The sequence below is a fragment of the Azospirillum agricola genome (genome assembly GCF_017876095.1).
Taxonomy (GTDB): domain Bacteria; phylum Pseudomonadota; class Alphaproteobacteria; order Azospirillales; family Azospirillaceae; genus Azospirillum; species Azospirillum agricola.
This window is the reverse complement of the sequence record NZ_JAGINM010000005.1, coordinates 60,511-75,114: the sequence shown is the minus strand read 5'-3', so window position 1 is coordinate 75,114 and position 14,604 is coordinate 60,511. Positions and strand designations below refer to the sequence as shown.

Here is a 14,604-nt window from a genome sequence, read left to right as displayed (position 1 = left end):
TCCTCCTGCGCCGCTTCCGTTGCCTGGCGGCGCGTTGGCACTCTCAATTCCGTGCGTGCTCCGCCAGCACGCGGTCGATGAAGACCGCCGCCGAGCCGGTGTAGTTCAGCGGGTCGAACAGCCGGTCGAGCTCGTCGATCCCGAGCGCCTGGACGATCTCCGAATCCTCGGCCAGCACGTCGCGCAGGGGGCGGCGTTCGGTGACGGCGCGGCGGCTGGCCTCGGCGACGCGGGAATGGGCGGCGAGCCGACCCATCCGCCCGCCGAGCGCCATCGTCACCGCTTCCGCCAGGATCAGCCCGCGCGTCAGGTCGAGGTTGGCGCGCATCCGGTCGGCGTCCACCGTCAGGCCGGCGATCATCGAGGCGGCGTGGTGGGCGGCCCCGGCGACGAGGCGGGCGAGGTCGGGCAGGGCCTGCCATTCGGCGTGCCAGCCGCCCAGGCCGCGCTCGTGCTCCTGCACCTGCGCGGCGAGCAGCCCGCCGACCAGGGCCGGGGCGCGGACGGCGGCCGACAGCAGCACGGCGCAGGAGACCGGGTTGCGCTTGTGCGGCATGGTGGAGGAACCGCCGCGGCCGGGACCGGCGGGCTCGAAGGCTTCGGCGACCTCCATCTGCATCATCAGCGACACGTCGCGGCCGATGGTGCCCAGCGTGCCGGCGAGGATGCCCAGCGCGGCGGCCGGCTCCGTGATCCGGTCGCGGCTGGCGTGCCAGGGCAGGGCGGGCAGGGGGAGGTCCAGTTCGCGGGCGAGCGCCTCGGCCACCGCCGGGCCGGCCTCGCCGAGCGCCGCCAGCGTGCCGGCGGCGCCGCCGAACTGGAGCGCCAGCCCGCCGCGCGCCACGGCCAGCCGCCGCCGGTCGCGGCCGAGCGCGTCGAGCCAGCCGGCGGCCTTCAGCCCGAAGGTGGTGGGAAGCGCGTGTTGCAGCCAGGTGCGCGCCACCATCGGCGTCGCGCGGTGGCGGTCTGCGAGAGCGGCCAGGGCGTCGGCCAGCCTCCCCAGATCGGCGTCCAGACCGTCGATGAAGCCGCGCAGTTGCAGGACCAGCCCGCTGTCCATGGCGTCCTGGCTGGTGGCGCCCCAGTGGACGAAGCGCGCGGCGTCCGGGTCGGCGGCCTTGACGCTGGCGGTCAGGTGCTTGACCAGCGGGATGGCCGTGTTGCCGGCCAGCGCCGCCTCCGCTCCCAGCCCGGCCGGATCGTAGAGGGCCGCGTCGCAGGCCGCCGCGATGGCGGGAACCGCCGTCGCCGGGATGACACCCACGGCGGCCTCGGCGCGGGCGAGCGCCGCCTCGAAATCCAGCATCCCCTGCACGCGCGCGGCGGGGGAGAAGGCGCGCGCCGCCGCGGCGGTGGTGAAGAGGGGGTCGAGCAGCGGATCGGCCAGGACATTGGCCGGGACATCGGCCGGGACATCGGCCGGGGCATCGGCGGGGCGCGGGTCGGTCATGGCGGGGCCTCAGCCTCCCTGCGCGTTCGTGGCCGCGTCTTCGGCGTCCATCTCGTCGTAGACGGCGCGGGCCAGCGCGATGGCGTGGTTGGCGGCGGGGACCCCGGCGTAGACGGCGGTTTGCAGCAGAATCTCCTTCACCTCGTCGCGGGTCACGCCGGTGTTGCGGGTGGCGCGGATGTGCAGCTTCAGCTCGCCGTCCTTGCCCAGCGCCGCCAGCATGCCGATGGTCAGCATGCTGCGCGTCCGGATGTCCAGCCCCGGCCGGGTCCAGACCGAGCCCCAGGCCTGCTTGGTGATGTATTCCTGGAAATCGGCGTCGAACGGGGTGGCGCGGGCCAGCGAGCGGTCGACATGGGCGTCGCCCAGCACCGCCCGGCGGACCACCAGCCCGCGCTCGTACAGATCCTTGTCCAGCATCTCGTCGGTCATCGGCTTGGCCTTGTCGGTGTGGTCTTATCGGAGTGGCAGGCCGCGCAGGAACCCGTCGATCAGGGCGGCCAGCTCGTCCGGGCGCTCGACGCAGGGGATGTGGGCGGCGTCGGGCAGCAGGGCGAAGCGGGCGCCGGGGATGCTGTCGGCCAGTTCGCGGGCCAGGGCCGGCGGTGTCGCCAGATCCTGGTCGCCGACCACCACCAGCGTCGGGGCGGCGATGCCGGCGTTGGCGGCGCGCAGGTCGGCGTCGCGGATCGCCATCGCGCAGCCGACATAGCCGTCCTCGGTCGTCCGGCCGAGCATGGCGGCGTAGCCTCTGACCTGAGCGGGGTGCTCGGCGCGGAAACGCTCGGTGAACCAGCGGGCCATCACGCCGTCGGCGATGCCGGCCATGCCGCGGGCGCGGATCGCCGCGATGCGGTCGGCCCAGACCGACGGCGGACCGATCAGCCCGGCGGTGTCGCAGAGGATCAGGCCGTTCACCCGCCGCGGCGCCTTGACGGCCAGCCGCTGCGCCATCATCCCGCCGATCGAGAGGCCGCAGACATGCGCCCGCGCGATGCCCAGCGCGTCGAGCAGCGCCGCCGCGTCGTCGGCCAGCGTGTCCATGCCGTAGCCGGCGTCGCCGGTCACCGGCGTCGCCTGGGTCAGCCCGTGGCCGCGCATGTCGTAGCGCAGCACCCGGTAGCGCTGGGCCAAGACAGGGACCATCGCGTCCCAGATGTGGAAGCTGGTGCCGATCGAGTTGGCGAACAGCAGCACCGGCGCGTCGGCCGGGCCGGTCAGGTCGTAGTGGACCGTGATGCCGCCGGCGTCGATGAAGGGCATGGTGTCTCCCGGTTTCGTTGGCCCTTCTCCCCTTGTGGGGCGGGGCTGGAGGGTGCCAAAGGCGACCGTAGGCATTGCTGGTCGGGATGAGGGGTAGCCGCCGAAGGCGGAGGAATTCGCTCTGCCCCCTCACCCCGACCCCTCTCCCGCGAGGGGAGAGGGGCTTTGTTGACGCCTGTGGGGTTCCCGAATCCTACACCCGCTCGATCACCAGGGCGATGCCCTGGCCGACGCCGATGCACATGGTGCAGAGCGCGCGGCGCCCGCCGCCGTGCTCCAGCTCGTGCAGCGCCGTTGTCACCAGCCGCGCGCCGCTCATCCCCAGCGGGTGGCCGAGCGCGATGGCGCCGCCGTTCGGGTTGACGTGCGGCGCGTCGTCCGGCAGGCCAAGCTCGCGCAGCACCGCCAGCCCCTGCGCGGCGAAGGCCTCGTTCAACTCGACGACGTCGATGGCGCCGATGCCGAGCCCAAGCCGCTCCAGCAGCTTGCGGGTGGCCGGGGCCGGGCCGATGCCCATGACGCGCGGCGGCACCCCGGCGGTGGCGCCGCCGACGATGCGGGCGCGCGGCGTCAGGCCGAAACGCTTGACCGCCGCCTCGGACGCGATCAGCAGGGCGCAGGCTCCGTCGTTGACGCCCGACGCGTTGCCCGCCGTCACCGTGCCGCCGGGGCGGACCACCGGCTTCAGCGCGGCCAGCGCCTCCAGCGTCGTCGCGCGCGGGTGCTCGTCGGTGGACACCACCGTCTCGCCCTTGCGGCCCTTGACCACCACCGGGACGATCTCCTTCGCCAGCCGCCCCTCGGCGATGGCGCGGGCGGCGCGCTGCTGGCTGAGCAGGGCGAAGGCGTCCTGGTCGGCGCGGGAGATTTTCCAGTCCTTGGCGACGTTCTCCGCCGTCTCCGGCATCGAATCGACGCCGTACCTCGCCTTCATCAGCGGGTTGACGAAGCGCCAGCCGATGGTGGTGTCGTGGATGTCGGCGGCGCGCGCGAAGGCGGTCTCCGCCTTGCCCATCACGAAGGGGGCGCGGCTCATGCTCTCGACGCCGCCGGCGATCATCAGCTCGGCCTCGCCGGCCTTGACGGCGCGCGCCGCCGTGGCGACGGCGTCCATGCCGGAGCCGCAGAGCCGGTTCATCGTCGTGCCCGGCACGGCGTCCGGCAGGCCGGCCAGCAGGCTGGACATGCGGGCGACGTTGCGGTTGTCCTCGCCGGCCTGGTTGGCGCAGCCGAAGATCACGTCGTCGACGGCGGCCCAGTCGACCCCGGCGTTGCGCTCCATCAGCGCCCTCAGCGGGACGGCGCCGAGATCGTCGGGGCGCACCGGCGACAGGGCCCCGGCGTAGCGGCCGATCGGGGTGCGGACGGCGTCGCAGATGTAGGCGTCACGCATCGCTCAACCCTCCCCGCCGGCGGATTGGCCGTGCGCCCTGGCGGTGCGCGCCTGGAGGTCGCGCAGGGCGGCCAGCGCGGCGGCGTCCGGGATTTCGGTGGTCTTCAGGTCGGGGGAAATCCTCAGGTCCCAGCCGGTGGCCTCCTTGACCTGCTCCACCGTGACGCCGGGGTGGATGCTGGTCAGGGTCAGCTCGCGCGTCACCGGGTCGGGGGTCAGGATGCCGAGGTCGGTGATGACCGCCGTCGGGCCGCCGCCCGGAATGCCGGCCTTCTCGCGCGCGTCCCCGCCGTCGAGGAAGCCGGCCGAGGTGATGAAGGGCAGCTTTTCGACGAAGGCCTTCCGGCTCTGCTTGAGCACGATGAAGACCTCCTTGGCCTGGGCCGCGATCTCCGGCGCGCCGCCGGCGCCCGGCAGGCGGACCTTGGGGGCGTCGTAGGCGCCGATCACCGTGGTGTTGATGTTGGCGAAGCGGTCGACCTGCGCCGCGCCGAGGAAGCCGACGTCGATCCGCCCGCCCTGGAGCCAGTAGCGGAAGATCTCCGGCGTGCTGACCACCGTGTCGGCGGTGAGCGCCAGGTCTCCGTCGCCGATCGACAGCGGCAGCACGTTGGGCTTGGCGCCGATCGGGCCGGATTCGTAGATCAGCACCACCTCGGGGGCGTGGGTCAGGCGCGCCAGGTTGGCCGCCGTGGAGGGCAGGCCGATGCCGACGAAGCAGACCGTGCCGTCGTGCAGCAGGCGGCTGGCCGCCACGGTCATGATCTCGGTCGCCGAGAAATCGGCGGAGGACGGAACCGCTTCAGCCATCACGCAACCTCCTGTCCGGCCGCCTTGGGGCCGGCCGTTTCGGCGAGCACGCGCCGGAAACCCGCGAAATCCTCGGTGTCGAGGACGTGGCGCTTCATCCAGTCGCGGAAACCGTCGCGCGAGCGCGCCACCGGATCCCAATCCTTGTAGAAGCGGTTGTCGCGCTCGTAATAGCCCTGCGCGTAGGACGGGTAGGCGCCGCCCGGCTCATGGCAGACGGCCGACAGCGCCCAGCCCGGCAGCACGCAGGCGTTGGGCGGCGCCTCCAGGTCGTCGACGATCTCCTCGACCGTGACGATGGAGCGCTTGGCGGCGAGCACCGCCTCCTTCTGGACGCCGAGGATGCCCCACAGCAGCACGTTGCCGCGCCGGTCGGCCTTCTGGGCGTGGATCACCGTCACGTCGGGGCGGACCGACGGGATGGCGGCCAGCCTCTCGCCGGTGAAGGGGCATTCGACGAAGCGGATGTTCGGGTTGACCTTGGGCAGGTCGGAGCCGGTGTAGCCGCGCAGCAGCGCGAAGGGCAGGTTGGAGGCGCCGGCGACGTAGGCGTTGGCCATGCCGGCGTGGCTGTGCTCCTCGATCTCCAGCCGCCGCGGCCAGCCGCCCTCGACGGCGTCGCGGAAGCGGTGGAGCGAGCCGACGCCGGGGTTGCCGCCCCAGGAGAAGATCAGCTTGCGCACGCCGCCCATGCCGATGATCTGGTCGTAGATGAGGTCCGGCGTCATGCGGACCAGGGTCAGGTCCTTCTTCGCCTGACGGATGATCTCGTGCCCGGCGGCGTGGGGGATGAGGTGGGTGAAGCCTTCGAGGGCGACGGTGTCGCCGTCGCGCACGAGGCTCGACACCGCCTCGCGCAGGGGCGTGATAAGCGCCATATGACCTCCCGAGTGTGCGAAGATCGCACCTGTGTCCTTGTTTGCGCACAGAGTGGACGGAATGTCGCAGGCGTGTCAAGGGCGATTTTGCACATGTTCGTTCGATAAACGCCCATATTGCGGCGCAGCATAAGCGAATTCCCAAAATGGAGGCGATGCTTATGCCGGAACATCATGGTAAAACATACTGTTGCTAGGAATCGGCTCATCGTGCGATTATCGCCCCAGAATTCCAATATCGCACTTGACGGTTGGGATGTCCCTCAGTACGCTCGGCCAAACACTTGAAGATCGGGCGGTGTCCGGCATCCGCTCACGGTCGAAATCACGGGCAAAAACTGGGAGGAACCATGGCGACGCATCTTCGTACGGCGTTGTTCGGGGCGGTGTTCGGCCTCGCGCTGGGGGTTGGCGGGGCATCGGCGGCGACGGTCAAGGTGGGCGTGATCGCCCCATTCTCCGGCCCCTTCGCCATGGTCGGCAAGACCTTCAAGGAGGCCATCGCCGTCTATCAGGCCGAAAACGGCAAGACCGTCGGCGGCGACACCGTCGAGTTCATCTTCAAGGACCTCGACCAGGCCAACCCGGCCCAAAGCAAGGCGCTGGCCCAGGAGCTGATCGTCAAGGAGAAGGTCGGCTACCTCGCCGGCTTCTTCTTCACCCCCGACGCGCTCGCCGTGGCGCCGCTGATCGACGAGGCCAACATCCCGGCGGTGATCTTCAACGCCGCGACCTCGGCGATCACCGAGAAGTCGCCGCGCTACGTCCGCACCTCCTTCACCCTCTGGCAGAACACCGTGCCGCTGGCCGAGCACATGGCCAGGCAGGGGATCAAGACGGTGGTCACCGCGGTCAGCGACTACGGCCCCGGCATCGACGGCGAGACCGCCTTCAAGACCACCTTCGAGAAGTCCGGCGGCAAGGTCGTCGACACCATCCGCATGCCGCTGAAATCCAACGACTTCGCCCCCTTCATGCAGCGGATCAAGGATTCGGGCGCCGAGGCGATCTACGCCTTCCTGCCAGCCGGCCCGACGACGCTGGCCTTCGCCAAGGCCTTCGCCGACAACGGCCTGAAGGAGAAGGGCATCAAGTTCTTCGGCCCCGGCGACATCACGCAGGAACCCGACCTGCCGGCGCTCGGCGACGCCGCGCTGGGCATCACCACCACCTTCAACTACAGCCAGGCCCACGATTCGGCGAAGAACAAGGCGTTCCTCGCCAAGCACAAGGAGCTGTTCGGCTCCAGCGACACCGTGACCTTCACTTCGGTCGGCGCCTATGACGGGGCGCACGTCATCTACCAGATGATCCAGAAGACCGGCGGCAAGCCCGACGGGCTGAAGGCGGTCGACGCCGTCAAGGGGATGAGCTGGGAGAGCCCGCGCGGGCCGCTGACCATCAACCCGGACAGCCGCCACGTCACCCAGACCATCTACCTGCGCACGGTGGAGAAGGTCGACGGCAAGCTCCAGAACACCGAACAGGCCGCCTTCGCCGACCAGCCGGATTACGGCTACAAGGTCGGGAAGTGACGCGCGCCGCCCTCTCCCGTCCCGGGAGAGGGCGGCATGACCGGCCATTGACGAGGGCGCAGCAGAGCCATGGAAACCATGTTCGGCATCGCCGTGGACGGCGTTGCCTATGGGATGATCCTCTTCATCATCTCGGTCGGCCTGTCGGTGACGCTCGGGCTGATGCGGGTGGTCAACCTCGCCCACGGCGCCTTCGCCATGGTCGGCGGCTACGTCGCCTCCTACGCCGCGCAGACGCTGGGGCTGCCCTACGCCGCCGCGCTCGTGGTCGCGGTGGCGCTCACCGTGCTCGCCACCCTGCCGCTGGAGACGCTGCTCTACCGCCGGATCTACGGCCACGCCAACGAGCTGTCGCAGGTGCTGCTGACCATCGGCCTGACCTTCGTCATCGTCGCCTGCGTCAACTACCTGTTCGGCCCGACCCTGAAGCGCATTCCGCTGCCCGACGCGCTGCTCGGCACCGTGTCGCTCGGGCCCAAGGCGATCCCGACCCACCGCGCCTTCGTCATCGGCATGGGCGCCGTCACCCTGCTCGGGCTGTGGTGGCTGCTGGAGCGCACCGACTTCGGCATCCGCCTGCGCGCGGCGGTCGACGACCCGGCGATGGCGGCGGCGCTGGGCATCCGCACCGAGCGGCTCTACATGGCGACCTTCGCGCTCGGCACCGGGCTGGCGGCGCTGGGCGGCGTGCTGGGGGCCGAGCTGCTGCCGCTGGAGCCCTATTACGCCATCCGCTACATCGTGCTGTTCCTGGCGGTGGTCGCCGTGGGCGGGGCGGGCAGCATCTTCGGTTCCGCCGCCGCCGCGCTGGCGCTCGGCGTCACCGACACCGCCGGCAAGTACCTGATCCCGAATTTCGGCGAGTTCTTCTTCTACGCCGCCCTCATCCTGATCCTGTTCCGCTGGCCGCACGGCTTCTTCAAGGGGAGGACGGCATGACCGCCGCCGCGACCGACCGGGCCAAGACCGACAAGACCGCCGCTCCCGCCGCCGCGCCCGCGCGCCGGCCGCGCGACCTCGGCTGGCTCGGGGTGCCGGTGACGGCCGCCGCCGGGCTGGCCGCCTTCTGGCTGTTTCCCGAGGATCTCGGGCTGCTGACCCGCATCCTCGCCACCGCGCTCTACGTGCTGTCGCTCGACCTCGTGCTCGGCTATTGCGGCATCGCCACGCTGGGGCAGGCGGCGATGTTCGGCACCGGCGCCTACGCCGCCGGCATCGCCGCGGTGCATTGGATCGGCGATCCGCTGGCCCTGCTCGCGGTCGGCGGGTTGGCCGGCGGGCTGATCGCGCTGCTGACCGGCGCGCTGATCCTGCACGCCCGCGGCCTGACCCTGCTGATGCTGACCATCGCCGTCACCCAGATCGTCCAGGAGGTCGCCAACAAGGCGCGCGACTGGACCGGCGGCAGCGACGGTCTGTCCGGCATCGACCCGGCCCCGCTGCTCGGGCTGTTCCGCTTCGACATGTTCGGCCGCACCTCCTACCTGTTCGCGCTGGCGGTTCTGCTGGCCGGGCTGCTGGTGGCGCGGCGCATCGTCCGCTCGCCCTTCGGGCTGGCCTGCCGCGGCGTCAAGGAGGATCCCTTGCGGATATCCGCCATCGGCGGCTCGCCCAAGGCCTATCTGGTGGCGATGTACGCGGTGGCCGGGGTCTTCGCCGGGGTGGCCGGCGCGCTGACCGCCGTGACCAGCGGCATCGTCGGGCTCGACAGCGCCAGCTTCTCCTGGTCGGCCGAGGCGCTGGTGATGCTGGTGCTCGGCGGCACCGGGCGGCTCTACGGCGCGGTCCTCGGCACGGTGTCCTTCATGGGCGTCCACCACATCCTGGCGGCCAGCGACCCGTTCCACTGGATGCTGTTCATCGGCCTGTTCCTGATGGGGGTGGTGCTGTTCCTGCCCGGCGGCATCCTGTCCGGAATCGAGCGTCTGGGCGGCCTGTTCCGCGCCAAGGGGGGAAAGGCATGAAGCCGGCGCTGCTTGAGGTCGAGGGGCTGAGCAAGAATTTCGGCGGGCTCCAGGTGTCGTCCGACATCAGCCTGAGCCTGCATCCCGGCGACCGCTGCGCCCTGATCGGGCCGAACGGGGCGGGCAAGACGACCTTCGTCAACCTCGTCACCGGGGTGATCCCGCCGAGCGCCGGGACGATCCGCCTCGACGGCCGCGACGTCACCAGGCTGCCGGCGGCGGAGCGGGTGCGGCGCGGGCTGATCCGCAGCTTCCAGGTCGCCCGCCTGTTCAAGTCGATGACGGTGCGCGAGCATCTGGAGCTGGCCGTCCTTCAGCGCGATGGGCGGACCTTCCGCCTCTTCGCCTCGGTGGCGCGGGTGCCGGGGCTGGCCGACGAGGTGGCCGGGCTGCTCGACATCATGGGGCTGGGGGCGGTGGCCGCGACGCCGGTCGGCTCGCTCGCCTATGGGCAGCAGCGGCTGCTGGAGATCGCGCTGGCGCTGGCGATGCGGCCGAAGGTGCTGATCCTCGACGAGCCGGCGGCCGGCGTGCCGCATTCGGAAAGCCAGCGCATCCTCGACGCCATCGACCGGCTGCCGAAGGATCTGGCGGTGCTGATGATCGAGCACGACATGGATCTGGTGTTCCGCTTCGCCAGCTCGATCGTCGTGCTGGCGCAGGGACGCCTGCTCTGCCGGGGCACGGCGCAGGAGATCGTGGCCGACCCGCGGGTGCGCGAGGTCTATCTGGGGAGCCGGGCGCATGCGCACTGAGGCGGGAGCGGGGGCGGCGGGAGCGGGGGCGGCGGGGGCCGACGCGAAGGGGCTGCTGGAGATCGCGGGGCTGAGCGCCGGCTACGGCCGGACGCTGATCCTGGAGGGGGTCGGCTTCACGGTGCCGGCGGGCGGGCGGCTCGCGCTGCTCGGCCGCAACGGGGTCGGCAAGACGACGACGCTGGCGACGCTGGTCGGGCAGACGACGCGCCACGCCGGCTCGATCCGGCTGGACGGGGTGGAGCTTGGAGCCCTGCCGTCCTCGGCGCGGGCGGCGGCGGGGCTGGGCTACGTGCCGCAGACGCGCGACGTGTTCAAGTCGCTGACGGTGGAGGAAAACCTCGTCACCGGCCTGAAGGGCCGGCCGCGCGCGGCGCTGGAGGAGGCCTACAGCCTGTTCCCGCGCCTGGGCGAGCGGCGGCGCAACGGCGGCGGCGAGCTGTCGGGGGGCGAGCAGCAGATGCTGTCGGTGGCGCGCGCTCTGCTCGGCCGGCCGACCGCGCTGCTGCTCGACGAGCCGCTGGAGGGGTTGGCCCCGGTCATCTGCGACCAGTTGATGGCGGCGCTGTCGCAACTGGACATGACGGTGGTGCTGGTCGAGCAGCAGGTCGACCGGGCGCTGGATTTCGCCGACAGCGTGGTCTTCCTCGACCGTGGCCGCGTCGTCCATGCCGGACCGGCCCATCAGGCCAAGGCCGACCACGCGCTGCTCGAACGTCACCTCGGCGTCGCGCTGGCGGCGTGAGGGGCGGGCCAGAGCGCCTCTCCGTCAGACCCCGACCTCGACCGCCGCGTTGACCACGTAGATCAGTTCGTTGCGGTCGTTCTTGTCGGCCAGGAAGATGCCGCTCGGCGCCAGCATGCCGCCCGAGGTCACGCGGATCGAGACGTCGCCGTAGGGAAAGACCGCCCGCACGGCCTCGTGATCGAGCCGGTCGGCGTCGGCGGGAACGGCCAGCGTGACGCGCACCCGCATCCGGCTGGTGTCGCCGTCGACCAGCGCCCGCATGCCCGGCATGGAGTTGCGCTCGATGGCGTTGCGCACCGCGCGCACCGCCGCCTTGGTGACGTCCTGCCCGTGCAGGTCCACCCCCATGCCGAGTTCGACGAACATCACCCGTTCCATCGCCACGCACCCCGCCGCCCTGTTCCGGTCCGCCAGGATGCCGGAATCCGGCCGGGGGGAACAGGGTGTTGCGACGGCTTTTCCGCCGTTTGGAAACCGCCCGGTCAGTCCATCGGCAGGCCGACGTAATTCTCGGCCAGCGCCGTCATCGCCGCGCGCGACTGCACCAGATAGTCCAGCTCGGCCAGATGGATGCGCTGCTCGAACGGCGATTCCGCCGGATTCCGGTGCAGCATCGTCGTCATGTACCAGGAAAAGCGCTCGGCCTTCCAGATGCGGCGCAGGCAGGTCGCGCTGTAGCCGTCGAGCCCTTCGGTCGAGCCGGTCCTGTAGAAGGCGGCCAGCGCCCGCGACAGCACCAGCACGTCGGCGACCGCCAGATTCAGGCCCTTGGCCCCGGTCGGCGGCACGATGTGGGCGGCGTCGCCGGCGATGAACAGGCGGCCGTGCCGCATCGGCTCGCAGACGAAGCTGCGCATCCCGATGATGCCCTTCTGGAAGATCGGCCCCTCGGTGAGCGTCCAGCTGTCGCGGTCCTCCAGCCGGGCGTGCAGTTCGGACCAGATGCGGTCGTCGGACCAGTGGGCGATGTCGTCGCCGGGATCGACCTGGAGGTAGAGCCGCTGCACCTCGGGCGAGCGGGTGCTGAGCAGCGCGAAGCCGCGCTCGTGGTTGGCGTAGATCAGTTCGGGGTGCGAGGGCGGCGCCTCCGTCAGGATGCCGAGCCAGCCGAAGGGATGGACGGTCTGGAACTCGTTGCGCAGCGCCGCCGGGATCGCCGGGCGGCTCGGCCCGTGGAAGCCGTCGCAGCCGGCGATGAAATCGCAGCGCAGCTCCTCCGGCGGCCCGTCCGGGGTGCGGCGGAAGGCGATGCGCGGGGCCGTGCCGTCGATATCGAGCGGCTGCACGTCGGACGCGCCGAAGACGATTCCGCCGCCCTCCTCCAACCGGGCGGCGACCAGATCGCGGATCACCTCGTGCTGGGCGTAGACGGTGACGCGTTTCCCGCCGGTCAGATCCGCCATGTCGATGTGGTGGCTCCGGTGGTCGAAGCGGAGCGTGATCCCGGAATGGAAATGGCCCTCGCGCATCATGCGCCCGCCGAGGCCCATCCGGTTCATCAGGTCGACCACCCACTGTTCCAGCACGCCGGCGCGGATGGTGCCCTCGATCCCGGCGCGGCTGCGGCTTTCCAGGATGACGGACTCGATGCCTTGGCGGTGCAGCAGATGCGCGAGAAACAGGCCGGCCGGGCCGGCCCCGATGATGCCGACCTGGGTCCGTGTGATGGAGTTGGGCGTGGCCTGCGCCATGTCTCTGCTCCTTCTTCGGGGATTTTTCAAAGAAGCGCGATTCTTCAAACGATCTTGATGCCGAACTGTATCGACTCGATCATAATCGTTCGTTCCCTCGGCCGGACATGGACGAACCGGCCGATCTCTTGCACTTTCCATCGCCACAGCGCCTTGCCGGACCCGCCATCGCCGCCAATGCCCCAGACCGCCGAACCCATCCCGCGCTATTGGCTTTACGGCGAGCCGCCGGCCGTCCCGGAGCTGCGCTTCGTCCACATCGAGAGCATTCCCGACCGCATGCGCTTGCACAATTGGGAGGTCCGGCCCCACCGCCACGACGGCCTGAGCCACGCCCTGCTGGTCAGCGGCGGGGGCGGGCGGCTGACGGTGGACGCGGCGGACTGGTGGTTCCGCGCCCCGGCGCTGATCGCCGTGCCGGCCCAGGTGGTGCACGGCTTCCGCTTCGATCCCGGCACCGACGGCCATGTGCTGACCATGTCGGAGGGCTTCCTCTCCGGCGTGCTGGCCGCCGCCCACGAGGAGGATCCGCGCGACGCCCTGGCGCTGCCCTTCGCCCACGACCTCGACCGGGCCGCGCCGGAGCTGGCGGCGCTGGAGCGCGCCTTCGCCGACATCGTGGCCGAGTTCCGCGCCCATCATGTCGGGCGGGCCAGCGCCATCGCCGCGCATGTGACGCTGCTGCTGGTGACGGCGGCGCGGCTGCTCGCCGCCCGGCGGATCGCGGCGGCGGGCGGGGCGGGGCAGGGGCGCTCCCCCGACCTGCGGCTGCTCGCCCGGCTGCATCACCTGATCGAGGAACGGTTCCGCGAGCATTGGCCGATCGAGCGCTACGCCGGGGCGCTCGGCGTTTCCGCCGGGCGGCTGAACGCGGCCTGCCGGCGCGTTACCGGCCGCTCGACCCTGCAACTCGTCCATGCCCGGGTGATGCTGGAGGCCAGGCGGTCGCTGATCTACACGAGCCACGGCATGGCCGAGATCGGCTACGCGCTGGGCTTCGAGGATCCGGCCTATTTCTCGCGCTTCTTCACCCGGCGCGACGGGCGGTCGCCCCAGGGCTTCCGGCGGATGCACGCGGCTGCCGACAGCCATGCGGCGCCGCCGGGCGGTCGCGGCGGCAATGGGCTTGACCCGGAGGGGCCGTCGTCACCAAAGTAGCGCTTTCTTGATCGGTGGCTGGGAAAGACGGACGGATGGACACCCTCGGCCTTGCGGTGCGCGACCCGTCGCCGGTCGGGCAGGATTTGTGGCGGACCCTGTGCGCCGACGCCGCCCGCGTCGCGGCGGAGGAACGGACGCTGCGCGTCTTCCTGAACGAATCGGTCCTGTCGCACGACTGTTTCGGCTCGGCGCTCGCCGCGCTGCTGGTGCGCAAGCTGGCCGACCGGGTGATGCCGCCCGACCGTCTGGCCGTGACCGTGCAGGAGGCGATGGAGGCCGACGCCGGCATCGTCGAGGCCGCCGCCACCGACCTCGCCGCCATCCTGGCGCGCGACCCGGCGGCCGACAGCTGCCTGACGCCCTTCCTGTATTTCAAGGGCTTCCACGCCCTGCAATGGCACCGCGTCGCCCACTGGCTGTGGGGGAACGGGCGCCACAACCTCGCGCATTTCCTCCAGAGCCGGGTGTCGGAGACCTTCGCGGTGGACATCCACCCGGCGGTTCCGGTCGGGCGCGGGGTGTTCATCGACCACGGCACCGGCGTCGTCATCGGCGAGACGGCGGTGATCGGCAACGACGTCTCGATCCTCCAGAACGTGACGCTGGGCGGCACCGGCAAGGAGCATGGCGACCGCCATCCCAAGGTGCGCGACGGCGTGCTGCTGGCGGCCGGCGCCAAGGTGCTGGGCAACATCACCGTCGGTGCCCACGCCAAGGTCGGCGCCGGCAGCGTCGTGCTGAAGGACGTTCCCGGCTGCGCCACCGTGGCCGGCATCCCGGCGAGGATCGTCGGCTGGTGCCGCGACGAGGTCGCCCCGGCGCTCAGCATGGACCAGAGCCTGCAACAGGGCGACTACAGCATCTGACCCGACGGGCCGCGCGGCGCCGCGCCCGGCTGACGGCCGCCGGCGGTCCCGACGCGACGATCCGCCCCGTTCCCGTGTTGTAGGCTCGTT

The 14,604-nt window shown here is 71.3% G+C and carries 15 protein-coding genes; 7 read left to right on the top strand and 8 right to left on the bottom strand.

Annotation, left to right across the window (positions count from 1 at the left end):
• Window positions 1-43: 43 nt before the first annotated feature.
• The 6 genes from J2847_RS08730 to J2847_RS08705 all read right to left on the bottom strand — a co-directional run bounded on the left by J2847_RS08730 (window position 44) and on the right by J2847_RS08705 (window position 5,794).
• Complete coding sequence (locus tag J2847_RS08730; protein ID WP_209778637.1) at window positions 44-1,450, bottom strand: 3-carboxy-cis,cis-muconate cycloisomerase; 1,407 nt, start codon at window positions 1,448-1,450, stop codon at window positions 44-46.
• 9 nt (window positions 1,451-1,459) lie between these two features.
• Complete coding sequence (gene pcaC, locus J2847_RS08725) at window positions 1,460-1,882, bottom strand: 4-carboxymuconolactone decarboxylase (protein ID WP_459208592.1); 423 nt, start codon at window positions 1,880-1,882, stop codon at window positions 1,460-1,462.
• 24 nt (window positions 1,883-1,906) lie between these two features.
• Window positions 1,907-2,713 carry a 3-oxoadipate enol-lactonase gene (pcaD, locus tag J2847_RS08720; protein ID WP_209778636.1) on the bottom strand — a complete coding sequence of 269 codons (807 nt, stop codon included), beginning with the start codon at window positions 2,711-2,713 and terminating at the stop codon, window positions 1,907-1,909.
• Between the two features lie 193 nt (window positions 2,714-2,906).
• Window positions 2,907-4,106, bottom strand: a complete 1,200-nt coding sequence (gene pcaF, locus J2847_RS08715; RefSeq protein WP_209778635.1) for a 3-oxoadipyl-CoA thiolase — start codon at window positions 4,104-4,106, stop codon at window positions 2,907-2,909.
• 3 nt (window positions 4,107-4,109) lie between these two features.
• A complete protein-coding gene (locus J2847_RS08710; RefSeq protein WP_209778634.1) occupies window positions 4,110-4,916 on the bottom strand; it encodes a CoA-transferase subunit beta in 807 nt (268 codons plus the stop codon).
• Complete coding sequence (locus J2847_RS08705; protein WP_209778633.1) at window positions 4,916-5,794, bottom strand: CoA transferase subunit A; 879 nt, start codon at window positions 5,792-5,794, stop codon at window positions 4,916-4,918. Before J2847_RS08705 ends, J2847_RS08710 begins: the two co-directional genes overlap by 1 nt.
• Before the next feature lie 350 nt (window positions 5,795-6,144).
• Between J2847_RS08705 and J2847_RS08700 the strand changes: the two genes are divergently transcribed.
• From J2847_RS08700 to J2847_RS08680, 5 genes are all read left to right on the top strand, one after another.
• A complete protein-coding gene (locus tag J2847_RS08700) occupies window positions 6,145-7,329 on the top strand; it encodes an ABC transporter substrate-binding protein (protein ID WP_209778632.1) in 1,185 nt (394 codons plus the stop codon).
• Window positions 7,330-7,398: 69 nt separating this feature from the next.
• Window positions 7,399-8,268 (top strand): branched-chain amino acid ABC transporter permease, encoded by an 870-nt coding sequence (locus J2847_RS08695; protein ID WP_209778631.1) that lies wholly within the window; start codon window positions 7,399-7,401, stop codon window positions 8,266-8,268.
• Window positions 8,265-9,293 (top strand): branched-chain amino acid ABC transporter permease, encoded by a 1,029-nt coding sequence (locus J2847_RS08690; protein ID WP_209778630.1) that lies wholly within the window; start codon window positions 8,265-8,267, stop codon window positions 9,291-9,293. The genes J2847_RS08695 and J2847_RS08690 overlap by 4 nt, the downstream gene beginning before the upstream one ends.
• Window positions 9,290-10,048, top strand: coding sequence for an ABC transporter ATP-binding protein (locus tag J2847_RS08685; protein ID WP_209778629.1), 759 nt, complete (start codon window positions 9,290-9,292; stop codon window positions 10,046-10,048). Before J2847_RS08690 ends, J2847_RS08685 begins: the two co-directional genes overlap by 4 nt.
• On the top strand, window positions 10,038-10,793 hold the full coding sequence (locus tag J2847_RS08680) for an ABC transporter ATP-binding protein (RefSeq protein ID WP_209778628.1): 756 nt from the start codon (window positions 10,038-10,040) through the stop codon (window positions 10,791-10,793). Before J2847_RS08685 ends, J2847_RS08680 begins: the two co-directional genes overlap by 11 nt.
• A gap of 24 nt (window positions 10,794-10,817) precedes the next feature.
• On the opposite strand, the gene J2847_RS08675 is transcribed toward J2847_RS08680, so the two are convergent.
• Both J2847_RS08675 and J2847_RS08670 read right to left on the bottom strand, forming a co-directional pair.
• On the bottom strand, window positions 10,818-11,162 hold the full coding sequence (locus J2847_RS08675; protein ID WP_233474385.1) for a Lin0512 family protein: 345 nt from the start codon (window positions 11,160-11,162) through the stop codon (window positions 10,818-10,820).
• Between the two features lie 116 nt (window positions 11,163-11,278).
• Complete coding sequence (locus J2847_RS08670; RefSeq protein WP_209778626.1) at window positions 11,279-12,487, bottom strand: 4-hydroxybenzoate 3-monooxygenase; 1,209 nt, start codon at window positions 12,485-12,487, stop codon at window positions 11,279-11,281.
• Window positions 12,488-12,664: 177 nt separating this feature from the next.
• Here J2847_RS08670 and J2847_RS08665 point away from each other — a divergent pair, with 177 nt between their 5' ends.
• Both J2847_RS08665 and cysE read left to right on the top strand, forming a co-directional pair.
• A complete protein-coding gene (locus J2847_RS08665) occupies window positions 12,665-13,645 on the top strand; it encodes a helix-turn-helix domain-containing protein (protein ID WP_209778625.1) in 981 nt (326 codons plus the stop codon).
• 35 nt (window positions 13,646-13,680) lie between these two features.
• The gene (gene cysE / locus J2847_RS08660) at window positions 13,681-14,514 is read left to right on the top strand and encodes a serine O-acetyltransferase (protein ID WP_085552681.1); all 834 of its coding nucleotides are present in this window, start codon (window positions 13,681-13,683) and stop codon (window positions 14,512-14,514) included.
• Window positions 14,515-14,604 lie beyond the last annotated feature (90 nt).

What these genes read in the sequence shown, in the direction of transcription:
- J2847_RS08730 (WP_209778637.1), bottom strand. Translation starts at nt 1,450, where the DNA reads ATGACCGACCCGCGCCCCGCCGATGCCCCGGCCGATGTCCCGGCCGAT.
- pcaC (WP_459208592.1), bottom strand. Translation starts at nt 1,882, where the DNA reads ATGACCGACGAGATGCTGGACAAGGATCTGTACGAGCGCGGGCTGGTG.
- pcaD (WP_209778636.1), bottom strand. Translation starts at nt 2,713, where the DNA reads ATGCCCTTCATCGACGCCGGCGGCATCACGGTCCACTACGACCTGACC.
- pcaF (WP_209778635.1), bottom strand. Translation starts at nt 4,106, where the DNA reads ATGCGTGACGCCTACATCTGCGACGCCGTCCGCACCCCGATCGGCCGC.
- J2847_RS08710 (WP_209778634.1), bottom strand. Translation starts at nt 4,916, where the DNA reads ATGGCTGAAGCGGTTCCGTCCTCCGCCGATTTCTCGGCGACCGAGATC.
- J2847_RS08705 (WP_209778633.1), bottom strand. Translation starts at nt 5,794, where the DNA reads ATGGCGCTTATCACGCCCCTGCGCGAGGCGGTGTCGAGCCTCGTGCGC.
- J2847_RS08700 (WP_209778632.1), top strand. Translation starts at nt 6,145, where the DNA reads ATGGCGACGCATCTTCGTACGGCGTTGTTCGGGGCGGTGTTCGGCCTC.
- J2847_RS08695 (WP_209778631.1), top strand. Translation starts at nt 7,399, where the DNA reads ATGGAAACCATGTTCGGCATCGCCGTGGACGGCGTTGCCTATGGGATG.
- J2847_RS08690 (WP_209778630.1), top strand. Translation starts at nt 8,265, where the DNA reads ATGACCGCCGCCGCGACCGACCGGGCCAAGACCGACAAGACCGCCGCT.
- J2847_RS08685 (WP_209778629.1), top strand. Translation starts at nt 9,290, where the DNA reads ATGAAGCCGGCGCTGCTTGAGGTCGAGGGGCTGAGCAAGAATTTCGGC.
- J2847_RS08680 (WP_209778628.1), top strand. Translation starts at nt 10,038, where the DNA reads ATGCGCACTGAGGCGGGAGCGGGGGCGGCGGGAGCGGGGGCGGCGGGG.
- J2847_RS08675 (WP_233474385.1), bottom strand. Translation starts at nt 11,162, where the DNA reads ATGTTCGTCGAACTCGGCATGGGGGTGGACCTGCACGGGCAGGACGTC.
- J2847_RS08670 (WP_209778626.1), bottom strand. Translation starts at nt 12,487, where the DNA reads ATGGCGCAGGCCACGCCCAACTCCATCACACGGACCCAGGTCGGCATC.
- J2847_RS08665 (WP_209778625.1), top strand. Translation starts at nt 12,665, where the DNA reads ATGCCCCAGACCGCCGAACCCATCCCGCGCTATTGGCTTTACGGCGAG.
- cysE (WP_085552681.1), top strand. Translation starts at nt 13,681, where the DNA reads ATGGACACCCTCGGCCTTGCGGTGCGCGACCCGTCGCCGGTCGGGCAG.